Annotated in this window: 11 protein-coding genes; 8 read left to right on the top strand and 3 right to left on the bottom strand. The window is 64.8% G+C overall.

The genetic code is table 11. The features are described 5' to 3' along the window. Positions 1-4: 4 nt before the first annotated feature. On the bottom strand, positions 5-1,249 hold the full coding sequence (locus MTAI_RS03840; protein ID WP_081698429.1) for an aminotransferase class V-fold PLP-dependent enzyme: 1,245 nt from the start codon (positions 1,247-1,249) through the stop codon (positions 5-7). A gap of 178 nt (positions 1,250-1,427) precedes the next feature. Here MTAI_RS03840 and MTAI_RS03835 point away from each other — a divergent pair, with 178 nt between their 5' ends. Next, entirely contained in the window at positions 1,428-2,045 is a 618-nt protein-coding gene (locus MTAI_RS03835; RefSeq protein ID WP_223299736.1) for a TapB family protein, read from the top strand. Here MTAI_RS03835 and MTAI_RS03830 read toward each other — a convergent pair. Continuing rightward, positions 2,034-2,360, bottom strand: a complete 327-nt coding sequence (locus MTAI_RS03830; RefSeq protein WP_027888717.1) for a hypothetical protein — start codon at positions 2,358-2,360, stop codon at positions 2,034-2,036. The genes MTAI_RS03835 and MTAI_RS03830 overlap by 12 nt on opposite strands. Positions 2,361-2,378: 18 nt before the next feature. On the opposite strand from MTAI_RS03830, the gene MTAI_RS03825 reads away from it, so the two are divergent. The 3 genes from MTAI_RS03825 (at position 2,379) to MTAI_RS03815 (ending at position 6,841) form a co-directional block, all read left to right on the top strand. Further along, positions 2,379-3,557 carry an MFS transporter gene (locus MTAI_RS03825; RefSeq protein WP_027888718.1) on the top strand — a complete coding sequence of 393 codons (1,179 nt, stop codon included), beginning with the start codon at positions 2,379-2,381 and terminating at the stop codon, positions 3,555-3,557. 194 nt (positions 3,558-3,751) lie between these two features. Continuing rightward, positions 3,752-4,765: a hypothetical protein gene (locus MTAI_RS15085; protein ID WP_210210036.1), complete on the top strand. Its 1,014-nt coding sequence runs from the start codon at positions 3,752-3,754 to the stop codon at positions 4,763-4,765. Positions 4,766-4,894: 129 nt separating this feature from the next. Further along, a complete protein-coding gene (locus MTAI_RS03815; protein WP_245453129.1) occupies positions 4,895-6,841 on the top strand; it encodes a S8 family peptidase in 1,947 nt (648 codons plus the stop codon). Here the strand turns inward: MTAI_RS03815 and MTAI_RS03810 are convergent. Further along, positions 6,838-7,275 carry a 23S rRNA (pseudouridine(1915)-N(3))-methyltransferase RlmH gene (locus MTAI_RS03810; protein WP_027887180.1) on the bottom strand — a complete coding sequence of 146 codons (438 nt, stop codon included), beginning with the start codon at positions 7,273-7,275 and terminating at the stop codon, positions 6,838-6,840. The two genes, MTAI_RS03815 and MTAI_RS03810, sit on opposite strands and share 4 nt — an antisense overlap. Before the next feature lie 372 nt (positions 7,276-7,647). Between MTAI_RS03810 and MTAI_RS03805 the strand changes: the two genes are divergently transcribed. From MTAI_RS03805 to lpdA, 4 genes are read left to right on the top strand one after another with little or no spacing between them, the layout of a single operon-like run. After that, positions 7,648-8,757, top strand: coding sequence for a thiamine pyrophosphate-dependent dehydrogenase E1 component subunit alpha (locus MTAI_RS03805; protein ID WP_027887181.1), 1,110 nt, complete (start codon positions 7,648-7,650; stop codon positions 8,755-8,757). Between the two features lie 10 nt (positions 8,758-8,767). Further along, the gene (locus tag MTAI_RS03800) at positions 8,768-9,742 is read left to right on the top strand and encodes an alpha-ketoacid dehydrogenase subunit beta (RefSeq protein WP_027887182.1); all 975 of its coding nucleotides are present in this window, start codon (positions 8,768-8,770) and stop codon (positions 9,740-9,742) included. A 9-nt stretch (positions 9,743-9,751) separates the two neighbouring features. Further along, a complete protein-coding gene (locus MTAI_RS03795) occupies positions 9,752-11,155 on the top strand; it encodes a dihydrolipoamide acetyltransferase family protein (RefSeq protein ID WP_027887183.1) in 1,404 nt (467 codons plus the stop codon). 57 nt (positions 11,156-11,212) lie between these two features. Next, a complete protein-coding gene (gene lpdA / locus MTAI_RS03790) occupies positions 11,213-12,607 on the top strand; it encodes a dihydrolipoyl dehydrogenase (RefSeq protein ID WP_027887184.1) in 1,395 nt (464 codons plus the stop codon). Positions 12,608-12,628: the final 21 nt, after the last annotated feature.

Here is a 12,628-nt window from a genome sequence, read left to right as displayed (position 1 = left end):
TGTGCTATAGCCAGTCTTTGAAAAAGTCGCGTACCTTCTTCAGGGCCTCGATGAAGCGATCCACATCTTCTCGGGTGGTGTAGACGTAAAAGCTGGCCCGCACCGTAGCGGCAACCCCCAGCTTGCGGTGCAGGGGCTGGGCGCAGTGGTGCCCGGCCCGCACCGCAATGCCGTACTGGTCGAGGGCGGTGGCCACGTCGTGGGCGTGGATACTGCCCAGCACAAAGGGAATCACCCCGCTGCGATCCTGGCCGCGGGGGCCAAAGGTGCGCACTTCGGGCAGCTCCTCGTCGAGGCGCGCGAGGGCGTAGGCGGCAAGCTCGAGCTCGTGTTGCCATACGTTCGCCATACCCAGGCGCTCGAGGTATTCCACCGCCGCAGCCAGCCCAACGGCCTCAGCCACCGCCGGGGTTCCGGCCTCGAAGCGCTGGGGCGGCTGGGCATAGGTGGAGCGGTCTACGTAAACTTCGCGAATCATGCTGCCGCCCCCCAAAAAAGGGGCCAGGGTTTCCAGCACCTCGTAGCGCCCCCAGAGCACCCCGATGCCGGTAGGCCCCAGCATCTTGTGCCCGGAAAACGCATAGAAATCGGCCCCCAGAGCCCGTACATCCACCGGCATATGCGGGGCCGACTGCGCCCCATCCACCAGCACCAAAGCCCCCACGGCCCTGGCCGCCTGGGCAATCTGGGCCACCGGGTTAACGGTTCCCAGCACATTGGAGACGTGCATCACGCTCACCAGCCTGACCCGCTCGGTGAGGAGGGTGCCGAGGTGCTCCAATTCCAAGCGCCCATCATCCCCAAGCGGTATGGCTTTGATCCTGGCCCCCGTGCGCTCGCAGACCAGGTGCCAGGGCACCAGGTTGGCGTGGTGCTCCATCTCGGTCAGGAGAATTTCATCGCCGGGCTGCAAGTTACGCAGCCCCCAGGCGTAGGCCACCAGGTTGAGGGCCTCGGTGGTGTTGCGCACGAAGATAATCTCACGCTCCTCGGCCCCAATAAAGCGGGCCAGGGTACGGCGGGCCTGCTCGTAGGCCTCGCTGGCCTGCGCCGAGAGGGTGTAGGCCCCCCGGTGCACGCTGGCATTGAGCTCCCGGTAGTAGCGGGACACCGCTTCGATAACCGCTTGGGGCTTCTGGCTGGTGGCCGCCGAGTTGAGGTAGACCAGCTCGGGATGGTGCACGAGCAGGGGAAAGTCCTGGCGAAGGGTCTGTGGCGTAACGATAGCCATGTGACCAGGGTAGCCCATCTGGAGCCGGGTATTTAGGGCAGAGGATTCATTTCCCCTGCCACACGCTGCGCTGGGGGCCTCGAGCCAGGAGGCCGGGGCGGGGTATCGCCAAAATTAACGCCAGAATAACGCCGGGCAGCATATCTTTAAGAAGAAGGAGCCGTGTATGCGCCCATTGCTTGTAACCTCAATACTGATGCTAGCCGCTCTAGCCTGGGCCCAGTGCGATCACCCCTTCTTCCCGGTGCGCGAGGGCTGGGTCTGGAGCTACCGGTTGAGTGTGGATAACTCAACCTATACAGTCAGCTTCACCAACGTCAGCGCCAGGGGTTTTACCCAGCGCCAGACCCTCAAAGACATCGTTATCGAGAGCCGCTGGAGTTGCGAAAGCAGCGGCCTTATCCAGCCCGAGTACATCCAGCCGCTCAACAACCGAGGGGTACAGATGAACCTCAAAACCCGCAAGGCCGACGGGGTGACCATTCCACAAGTTATGCAGGTTGGAACCACCTGGAGCTACAGCTACGAAGTCAGCGGAGAGATGAAACAACAAGGCATGACCATGCAGATCGAACAAAGCATCAGTACCACCAACAAGGTGCTTGGGCAGGAAAGCGTGACGGTACCCGCCGGGCATTTCACCGCCCTCAAAGTCGAGAGCACCACAACCATCCGTGGGAGCATGAAAATGGGGGAACACAGCATCCCGCTCAGCACTACCCTCAAGACCTATGCCTGGTATGCCCAGGGGGTGGGGCTGGTTAAGAGCCAGTTTGAAGGCGGCACCACCGAACTCCTGAGCCTAAAACGCTAGCCAGACCCACACCCCCAGCGCAAATAAGGCCGCCAGGCCCAGCACGAGCCGGAAGAGCCGCACCAGGTGAGCGGCTCCAAAAAAGAGCAGCCCGCCCACCCCGGCCATCCAGGCCCCGGCGGTGGCCAGGTGGCGGGCCAGCCCATCCAGAAAACCCGGCAGGTCGAGCCGGATGCGCAGCAGGTTTTTCTCCAGGCTGGGGTCAATGGTCTGGTTGGCCAGGGTGAAGGCCAGCCACGCGAGCAGCGCTCCCAACACCACCAAAAGCCCGCCCAGGAGCTCGAGCCACAAAACAGACGCCGTATTGGAGTTCATGGGGGTAGGATACAGAACATGCCGGCGGCTTTTCGGATTTTTGCAATCCTGTTGTTGGCCTACTTCCTCTCCTACTTTTTCCGCGCGACCAACGCGGTCATCTCGCCCGACCTACGGCGCGACCTGGGCCTCACCTCGGCCGAGCTGGGCCTGATGACCAGTCTGTTTTACCTGACCTTTGCCATGGCGCAGTTGCCCTTAGGCGCGCTCCTGGATCGCTTTGGCCCGCGCTTTGTGCACCCGGCGCTCATGCTGTTGGGGGCCGCAGGGGCCCTGATATTTGCCTCGGCCCAGGACTTTGTGACCCTTTCGGCGGGGCGGGCGCTACTGGGGATTGGCTTTGCAGCGGCCCTGATGGGCGCTTTGAAGGCCTTTTCGCTGTGGTTCCCTGCCCACCGCTACGCCAGCATCAGCAGCCTGTATGTGGCCCTGGGGGCCTCGGGGGCCATTGCGGCCTCGAGCCCCCTGGCCTGGCTCAAGGAGCAGATCGGCTGGCGCGGGGTCTTCGAGTGGGGGGCCCTGGTGATTGTGCTGGTGGCGCTGGTGGTGGCCCTGGGGGTACGCAACGCCCCCAAGGGCATGGCGCTGCCCCGGAGCACCCAGGCCGGCAACGCCAGCCTGATCTGGCGAAGCAGCCAGTTCTGGCGCATGGGCTGGCTCAACTTTATGGTGGGGGGCGGGTTTCTGGCCTGGCAGACCCTGTGGGGCGGCGACTTTTTGTTCAAGGTGCGGGGGTTGGGGAGCCTCGAGGTCGGCAGCGTGCTCTTCACCTTCTCACTGGCCGCGCTGCTGGGCTTTTTGCTGTGCGGCCCCCTGGCCGACCGCTGGGGTCTGCCGCGGGTGTTGCTCTCGGCCAGCCTCGGGTTTACCCTGGGGCCCCTGCTGCTGGCCCTGTGGCCCCAGATGCCCGCCTGGGGCCTTTACCTGATCTACGGGCTGATGGGCTTCACCGGCGCCTTTAACATCCTGAGCCTGGCCCAGGCCCGCCTGGCCTTCCCCACCGAACTCACCGGACGGGCCGTTACGGCCATCAACTTTATGGGCTTCATGGGGGTGTTCTTGCTCCAGTGGGGAATGGGGGTGGTGCTGGGCCTGAGCGATTACAGCACCGCTTTGCTCGTCTGGGCGACCCTCATCGCCCTGGCGATTGTGGGATATTTACCCCTGGCTCTTGGGCAAAGGAAAAGCGCCCTTTAATCTGTTTTCATAGCCTGTGCAAGACCGGGTAGTAGAGTGAGATTATCCCAGACAGGGGTTGAAGGGGAGGCCGTTTTCAACGCAGATTGCGTTGTGTGAAAACAAACAAACCTCCCCTCTCAAGTCTGGCATGCCCGATAGAAGGATGCAAGCTGTACGGGAAAACCGGACAAGGCAATCTCAAGGTACGCAAAGTGTACAGCGCAGAAAAGATACGATACCTGCGTTGCAAGAGCTGCGGGCAGGAGTTCAGCGAAAGGAAGGGAACGGCCCTCTGGAACTGTAAACTGCCCGAATCCAAGGCCGTAGCGGTCGCAGAGCAACTGAGCGAGGGCAGCAGTCAGGCCGCCACCGCTCGCCTGCTCAAGGTGAGCCGGGAGAGCGTGCGTAGACTGGAACGCTGCCTGGGTTCGCATGGGCGGTTGTTTCATGACCAGCAGGTGCAGAGCCTGGTGTGCAGCAGCCTGCAGGCCGACGAGCGGCACGGGTACGCCGGGAGCAAGGATCGGCCCTGCTGGGAGGCGGAGCTGCTCGAACCCAAAAGCCGCCTGATCGTGGAGCGGGTGCAGGGCGAGCGCAACGAGGATCTGGCCCGCCGCCTTCTGCGCGGGGGGAAGGCCCGGCTGAGAGACTTCCAGGATCTGGCCTTCTTCAGCGATGGCTGGGAATGCTACGCCACCCTGTTCCCGCAAGTCTTCGGAACCCCCTACCAGCCCAAGCGGCGAGGGGCTCGCGGCAGGAGGCCGCGAGAGCGCTATCGCCTGACCCGCCGACAGGCCCATGTCCAGGTGCTCAAACGGCGTGAGGGCCGGCGGGTGGTGGAGGTCAGACTGCGCATGGCCCATGGCAGTCGCAAGCGCATTGACCTGGAGTTAGAGCGTCTGGGCTACACCACCCCTAACACCTCTGCCATTGAGCGGCTCAACGCCACGGCCCGGCGTATGGACGCCTTCTCCGTGCGCAAGACCCTGGCCTTTGCCCGCAGGCCTGAGTCCCGGGAGCACCGCGGTGACTGGCGGATGACGGTCTACAACTTTGCCCGCCCCCACCGCTCCCTCCGACTTCCCCTACCAGAGCCCATCGGCAGGCGGCGCTACCAGCCTTGTTCTCCGGCTATGGCAGCAGGTCTCACGGAACGCATTTGGACGATCCGAGAAATCCTTCTTCATCAGGTTTTCCCCAGGCCTGTCAGAGATAATCTCACCTAACTACCCAAGACCGAACAGATACGCTAAGGGCATGTCGCGTATTCTCTGGCTTGTCCTGCTCGCGCTTGTACTCACCGCCTGTCCAAACCAGCCCCCCGCACCCCCGGCAACGGGGTGATCAGCGGAAGCGTGCGCATCGCCCTGCAAACCGCGCTGCCATCCGCCGACCCGGTAGCACCTTTCGTGGAGGGGGAGCTGATCGTGCAGTTTAAGCCGCAGGTGAGCCTGCAATCGCTGGGCAGGCTTTCGGCAGCGGGGGTGGAGCTTCAGCAGGTCAGGCTGCTGGGCCTGGAGCGCACCTTCCTGTACCGCGCCAGCCTGAACCGGACCGACACCCTGGCTGTGCTGGCCGAGCTGCAACGCCGCAACGATGTGGCCTTTGCCCACCCCAACTACCTCCTTTTCAGCCAGGCCACGCCCAACGACCCCCAGTACAACAACCAGCGCTGGCACTACGAGGCCATCGGGCTGCCCCAGGCCTGGGATATCGAGACCGGCAGCTCCAACCCGGTCACGGTGGCGGTGATTGACGGGGGGGTGGTGGCCGGCCACCCCGATCTGGCCGGAAAACTGCTCCCCGGCTACGATTTTTACTCCAACGCCGCCGATTCGGGCGACGGCGACGGGCGGGACAACAACCCTGAAGACACCGCGCCGGGCAGCGACTACCACGGCAACCACGTCACCGGCACGGTCGCGGCGGCAACCAACAACGGCCTGGGGGTCGCAGGGGTCAGCTGGGGGGCCAGGCTGCTTCCCGTCCGCGCCCTGAGTGCGGGCAGCGGTACCCTGGCCGACGTAGCCGACGCCCTGCGCTGGGCCGCCGGTCTGAGCGTGGCCGGGGTTCCTGACAACCAAAACCCGGCCCAGGTCATCAACATGTCGCTGGGGGGGCCGGTGCCCTGCAGCCACGCCCCGGCCCTCCAGCAGGCCATCAACGTGGCAAATAGCAGAGGGGCCATCATCGTGGTGGCGGCGGGCAACTCCAATGTGGAGGCCAGCACCTTCAGCCCTGCGGGGTGCAGCGGGGTGGTTACGGTGGGGGCGACCAATGCTGAGGGCAACCGCGCCTCGTACTCCAACTACGGCAGCCGCATCGACCTGATGGCACCGGGGGGTGAACCGGGTGGGCTGCAGGTGGTGAGCACCCTGGCGAGCGGCCAGTACGGCGGCAAAGCCGGCACATCAATGGCCGCCCCCCACGTGGCGGGCGTGCTGGCCCTGATGAAAAGCAAGAAGCCCAGCCTCACCGCCGCCGAAGCCATCAGCCTACTGAAGGAGACCGCCAGGCGCTTGAGCGCGGCCCAGTGCAACCGGCCCAGCGCTGGCGATTGCGGCGCTGGCCTGGTGGATGCCAGAGCAGCCCTGCAGCGGCTCAACACCCCACCCCCCCGTTCGCTGGTGCTCTCGGCCAGCCCCAACGCCCTGAGCCTGAACACCGGCCAGAGCGCCCAGGTCACCCTGAGCATTGCCCGCACCAACTTTACAGAGGCGGTTGCCCTCAGCGTAACCGGGCAGCCAGCCGGCACCACCCCAAGCTTTAATCCGCCCAGCCCGGTCACAAAAGACAGCACCACCCTGACCATCCAGGCCGGCAACAATCCTGGCACCTACACCCTGGTGGTGCGGGGCAGCGCCAGCGCAGGCGGGCAGACCATTGAAGCCGAGACCCGCATCACCCTCACCGTGCAGCAGCCCCCGACCACCCCTCCCCCCGCCCAGAACATCCAGAACACCCGCATCTACTTCGACGCGGTGCTGCGTGAGACCCCCACGCTAAGCCTGCTTCTCGATTTCAACCCCACCACCATCACCCAGACCGGCACCCAGGCCCCCTATACCCGCGCCAACCTCTCAACCACCGGCCTGGTGGGCTACCGCATCTCGGCCTGGAAGGATGTCAACAACAACGGCACCCAGGACGAGGGCGACCTGTTCGGGTGGTACAGGGTGGGTGGCCAGATCGCCACGGTAATGCCCGATGCCAGCAACATCAACATCGTCCTCGAGCCCATCCTTTCCACCACCCTCACCCGCGAGAAGTGGCTGCGGCAGATGGGCTACCCGGCCCGTTAGCGGTGGTAAGGCTCCCCCCGCTTGAGCGTTTCGATGCGGTAAAGCTGCTCGAGCAAAACCACCAGGGCCAGCTCGTGCTGCAGGGTGAGCCTGGACAGGGCCAGAACCCAGTCGGCCTGGTCGCGCACCACCTGGGCGTGGCCCTCGGCGCCCCCAATTAAGAAGGCCACCCCTTTCTCGGCCTGCATCTCCCAGCTTTCCAGGCGGGCCCTGAGGGCCGGGGTGTCCACCATCTGCCCCCGCTCGTCCAGCACCACCCGCTTGTAGCCCTCGGAGGCTTCCAGCAGGCGCCGGGCCTCCTGGGCCTGGGGGCCTTCTTTGAGGTAGAGGAGCTCGAGCCGCGTATACCGCTCCAGCCGCCCGGCGTACTCGGCCAGACCCGCTTTGGCGTACGGCAGCCTGGGTTTGCCGATTACACAGATCCTCAGCTTCATATTCGGTACCCACACCCTCCAGGGGCCAGTCTATAGGTTGGCCTCGAGGTTCCATCAACGGTACGAGCAGGGCTGTAGGTGCCCATTTCTTGACCCCATCCAAATTGCGATAGCTCGAAACCGGCTATAATCTTGGGTACCAAGAGGTTCCTATGGAGACGCGCCTAGAACCGCTGGCAGGATTGGGCGCACCCAAAACCTTTGGCCCGGTATACCAAAGCCTTTACAGCGACCTCCCATCCAGGGGGTCTTTTGCTTGGGCCGGGTGGTTCCCTGCGGAAGCCCTTACCCAGGGCGACCCGCGCTCGAGGGCCTTTACCCAAGGCCCCGCAATAGAGGCGAGCCGGCCACCCCGGTAAGCCAGGAGGCAGCATGGTTCAGGAAAAAGTACGCTTCCAACCCTTCAGCAGCGAGCCCATCCGCTTGGTAGACGAGCAGGGCCGCTGGATCGCCCCGTTTGAGCACGGGCTGCCGCCCGAGCAGCTGCGGCGCTTCTACCGCGATATGCTGGCCGCCCGGCTGCTGGACGAAAAACTGGTCATCCTGATTCGCACCGGCAAAACCAGCTTTATCGCCCCCCACGCCGGCCACGAGGCCGCCCAGGTGGGCATCGCCCATGCCCTGCGCAAAGGCCACGACTGGCTCTTCCCCTACTACCGCGATATGGGCCTGGTGCTGGCCCTGGGGGTGCCGCTGGTGGAAATTTTCGGCCAGACCCTGGGCAACGCCGCCGACCCTGCCAAAGCCCGCCAGATGCCCTCGCACCCCGGCAGCAAGGCCCTCAATGTCTTCACGGTCTGTTCGGCCATTGCCTCGCACATCCCGCCCGCGACCGGGGCGGCTTTGAGCATGAAGCTGCGCCGCACCGGCCAGGTGGCGGTCTGCACCTTCGGCGACGGGGCCACCAGCGAGGGGGACTGGCACGCCGGCCTCAACTTTGCCGCCGTGCAGCAGGCCCCGGCGGTGTTTGTCTGTGAAAACAACCGCTACGCCATCAGCGTGAACATCTCCAAGCAGACCGCTTCAGAAAACATCGCCATCAAGGCCCAGGCCTACGGCATACCCGGCTACTACGTGGACGGCCTGGACGTGCTGGCCAGCTACTTCGTGATGCAGGAGGCCATCGAGCGGGCCCGGGCCGGTGAGGGCCCCAGCCTGGTGGAGCTGGTGGTACACCGCTTTGGGGCGCATTCCTCCGCCGACGACGACAGCCGCTACCGTTCGCGCGAGGAGCTGGCCACCGAGCGCCAGCAAGACCCCTTGCCGCGCTACCAGCGGTTCTTGGAGCAACAAGGCCTGTGGGACGCCCAGTGGGCCAACGAGCTACGGCTGGAGATCTCCAAGGCCCTCGAGGCCGCCCTGCAAGAAGCCTTGCAGGCCGGTGAACCCGACCCGCTCGAGATGTTCGACGATGTCTACGCGGCCCGGCCCTGGCACCTGGAGGAACAGCGGCGCCTGCTTGCAGAGGAACTGCAGTCCTGAGGGAGGATATATGCCAACCATGACCCTAATCCAGGCCATAAATGCGGCCCTGGACGAAGAGATGAAGCGGGATGAACGCGTGATGTTGCTGGGCGAAGACGTGGGCAGGCGGGGCGGGGTCTTTTTGGCCACCGAGGGCCTGCAGCAAAAATACGGCCCCGACCGGGTAATGGACACCCCCCTTTCGGAGGCCGCCATCATCGGGGCGGCGGTGGGGCTGGCCGCGCACGGGATGCGCCCGGTGGCGGAAATTCAGTTTGCCGACTACGTCTTCCCCGGCATAGACCAGCTTTTTTCCCAGGCCGCCAAGCTGCGCTACCGCTCGGGCGGCCAGTTCAGCGCGCCCATGGTGGTGCGCATGCCCACCGGTGGCGGCGTGAAGGGCGGGCACCATCACTCGCAAAGCCCGGAAGCCCACTTTGCCCACACCGCCGGCCTGAAGGTGATTGTGGTCTCGACCCCCTACGACGCCAAGGGGCTCCTTAAGGCGGCCATCCGCGACGACGACCCGGTGGTCTTCATGGAGCCCAAGCGCCTGTACCGGGCGGTAAAAGAAGAGGTGCCCACCGACGAGTTTCTGCTGCCCATCGGCAAGGCGGCGGTTCGCCGGCAGGGCCGCGACATCACTTTGGTCTCCTACGGGGGAAGCATGGTGGAAACCCTCAAGGCCGCCGAGGAGATGGTGGCCGCCGGCCTCGAGCCCGAGGTCATTGACCTGCGCACGGTGATGCCCTGGGACAAAGAAACGGTCTTGAGCTCGGCGGCCAAAACCGGCCGCCTGCTCGTGATCTCCGAAGCTCCTCGCACGGCCAGCATCGCCTCGGAGGTCGCCGCCACCGTTTCGGAAGAGCTCTTCGACCAGCTGCTGGCCCCACCCCTGCGGGTTACCGGGTTCGACACCCCCTACCCGCTGGCCCAGGATAAGCTCTACATGCCGACCGTAACCCGTATCCTCAATGCGGCCAAACGTCTACTGGACTACTAGGGAGGAATCATGCCGAAAGAAGTGGTGTTGCCCGAGCTGGCAGAGTCGGTGGTGGAAGGTGAAATTCTCCGGTGGCTGGTGAACGAAGGCGATTTTTTGAAAAAAGACCAGCCCTTCGTGGAGGTCATGACCGACAAGGTCACGGTGGAGCTACCGAGCCCCTACGAAGGGGTGCTGCTGCAAAAGCTGGTCAAGGAGGGGCAGGTGGTACCGGTGCACGCCCCCATCGCCCTGATTGCCGAGCCGGGCGAGGTGGCCGCAGCGGTTGGCGATCAAAAGCCCGCCCCGGCCCCCAGCCTGCAAGCCCAGGAGGAGCGCTCCATCGTGGAGCCGGGCCAGGTAGCAGAAGACGACGGGGCCAGCCTCTCGCTGTTCAAGCCGGATAACAAGCCAGAGCAGGTCAAAAACCCCTTTGTCAAAGCCGCGCCGCTGGCGGTATCCGGGCCAAGCACCGCAACGGTTCAGGCCCACGGACGGGTGATCGCGGTGCCGGCGGCCCGCAAGCTGGCCCGCGAGTTGGGGCTGGACATCGCCCAGATACCGGGCTCGGGGCCCAACGGGCGGGTGCGGGTGGAGGACGTGAAAGCCTACGCCGAGCAAACAAGCCGTGCCACACCGCCCGCTGCCGCACCTTCGGCCCCCGAGCGCGCTGCGCCCTTGCTGGGCCTGGCGCCGGTGCAGTACAAGACCCCCAAGGGCTACGAGGGGCTCGAGACCCGCGTACCCCTGCGCGGCCTGCGGCGGGCCATTGCCCAGCAGATGATGGCCTCGCACCTCTACACGGTGCGCACCCTCTCGGTGGACGAAGTGGACATGACCGAGCTGGTGGCCCTGCGCAACCGGCTCAAGCCCGAGGCCGAGGCCCAGGGGGTCAGGCTCAGCTACCTGCCCTTTATCTTCAAGGCGGTGGCGGTGGCCCTCAAGAAATTCCCGGCCCTGAACAGCTCGCTGGACGAGGCAAGGCAGGAGGTGGTGCTCAAGCACTACGTCAATATCGGCATGGCCGTGGCCGCCGAAAACGGCCTGATTGTGCCGGTGGTGCGGGACGTGGAGCGCAAAAGCCTGCTGCAGATCGCCCGCGAGGTGGGCGATCTGGCCGAGAAAGCCCGCAGCGGCAAGCTGGCCCCGGAGGAGGTGAGCGGCTCTACTTTCAGCATCACCAACATCGGCTCGATTGGGGCGCTGTTCAGTTTTCCTATCATCAACGTGCCCGACGCCGCCATCCTGGGCGTGCACTCCATCCAGAAGCGCCCGGTGGTGGGCGAGAACGACGAGATTGTGGTGCGGCAGATGATGTATCTCTCGCTCTCCTTCGACCACCGGCTGGTGGACGGGGCCGAGGCGGCCCGCTTTACCAAAGAGGTCATCCGGCTTTTGGAAAAACCCGAGCGGCTCTTCCTGGAGGCGCTGTAGCTTTTTCGCTCTGCGGATTTTGTTTTTCACACCTAGCCCGACTAGAATGGGGTATCTATGTCCACCATCTACGACGTAATCGTGATCGGAACCGGCCCCGGCGGCTACCATGCGGCCATCCGGGCCGCCCAGCTCGGCAAGAGGGTGCTGGCGGTAGAGGCCGAGCATGTGGGGGGGGTCTGCCTGAACGTGGGCTGTATTCCCACCAAAGCCCTGCTGCACGCGGCAGAGGAGTTGGAGGGCACCAAGCATGCCAGCGCCTTCGGTCTGGAAGTCAAAGAGGCCAGGCTCGACCTGAAAAAGCTGGGCGGCTGGCGCGATGGCATCGTCAAGAAGCTGACCGGTGGGGTCTCGCAGCTTTTGAAGGGCAACAAGGTAGATCTGAAAACCGGCTTTGCCAAGTTTGTGGATAAAAACACCATCGAGGTAGGGGGCGAGCGCATCCAGGGCAAGACCTTCATCGTGGCTACCGGCTCGGAGCCCAACACCCTGCCCGGCTTCGAGGTGGACCAGAAAGACATTGTGGACTCCACCGGGGCCCTGCGCGTGGAGGATAAGTTCCCCAAGCGGATGCTCTGCATCGGCGGGGGGGCCATTGGGCTGGAGTTCGCCCAGGTCTACAAGCGCATGGGGGCCGAGGTCACGGTGATTGAGTTCATGGGCCAGATTCTGCCCGCCGCCGACCCCGAGACGGCGGGCCTCCTGGCCAAAATCCTGGGCAAGCAGGGCATCCAGATCAAAACCCACACCAAAGGCGTGAAGGTCGAGCGCAAGAAAGACGGCCTCCACGTCACCCTCGAGCACACCCAGACCGGCCAGCAGGAAACGCTGGTGGTGGATAAGATTCTGGTGGCCACCGGGCGCCGGCCGCGGGGCAAGGGGCTGGGCCTCGAGGCCATCGGGGTGGTGGTAGACGAGCGCGGTTACATCCCCACCAACGAAAAAATGGAGACGAGCGTACCCGGCATCTACGCCATCGGGGATGTCACCCGCCCGCCCCTGCTGGCCCACAAGGCCATGAAGGAGGGCCTGATTGCCGCCGAGAACGCCGCCGGGGGCAATGCGGTGATGGACTACCAGATTCCCAGCGTGGTCTACACCAGCCCCGAGTGGGCCGCCGTGGGCCTGACCGAGGAAGAAGCCAGCAAAGCCGGCTACAAGGTCAAGGTGGGCAAGTTCCCGCTCTCGGCCTCGGGCCGGGCCATGACCCTGGAAGCCACCGACGGCCTGATCAAGCTCATCGGCGACGCCGAGACCGATCTGCTGCTGGGGGGGCACATCGTAGGCCCGGGCGCCTCCGACATGATCGCCGAGATCGCCCTGGCCCTGGAGATGGGCGCCACCGTGACCGACGTGGCCCTGACCGTGCACGCCCACCCCACGCTCTCCGAGGGCATCATGGAGGCCGCCGAGCACCTGCACCGGCGGGCCATCCACATCGCCAACCGCTAGGCTTTCTGGTATAACTGCTTT

Origin of the sequence: Meiothermus taiwanensis WR-220 (assembly GCF_003568585.1) — a bacterium.
In the GTDB taxonomy this organism is placed as follows: Bacteria; Deinococcota; Deinococci; order Deinococcales; family Thermaceae; genus Meiothermus; species Meiothermus taiwanensis.
The sequence above is the reverse complement of the archived record's forward strand: the minus strand, read 5'-3'. Positions and strand labels throughout refer to the sequence as shown.

Coding starts and splice junctions, on each gene's coding strand:
- MTAI_RS03825 (WP_027888718.1), top strand. CDS start 2,379: ATGCCGGCGGCTTTTCGGATTTTTGCAATCCTGTTGTTGGCCTACTTC.
- MTAI_RS03835 (WP_223299736.1), top strand. CDS start 1,428: ATGCTAGCCGCTCTAGCCTGGGCCCAGTGCGATCACCCCTTCTTCCCG.
- MTAI_RS03800 (WP_027887182.1), top strand. CDS start 8,768: ATGCCAACCATGACCCTAATCCAGGCCATAAATGCGGCCCTGGACGAA.
- MTAI_RS03795 (WP_027887183.1), top strand. CDS start 9,752: ATGCCGAAAGAAGTGGTGTTGCCCGAGCTGGCAGAGTCGGTGGTGGAA.
- MTAI_RS03805 (WP_027887181.1), top strand. CDS start 7,648: ATGGTTCAGGAAAAAGTACGCTTCCAACCCTTCAGCAGCGAGCCCATC.
- lpdA (WP_027887184.1), top strand. CDS start 11,213: ATGTCCACCATCTACGACGTAATCGTGATCGGAACCGGCCCCGGCGGC.
- MTAI_RS03830 (WP_027888717.1), bottom strand. CDS start 2,360: ATGAACTCCAATACGGCGTCTGTTTTGTGGCTCGAGCTCCTGGGCGGG.
- MTAI_RS03840 (WP_081698429.1), bottom strand. CDS start 1,249: ATGGGCTACCCTGGTCACATGGCTATCGTTACGCCACAGACCCTTCGC.
- MTAI_RS03810 (WP_027887180.1), bottom strand. CDS start 7,275: ATGAAGCTGAGGATCTGTGTAATCGGCAAACCCAGGCTGCCGTACGCC.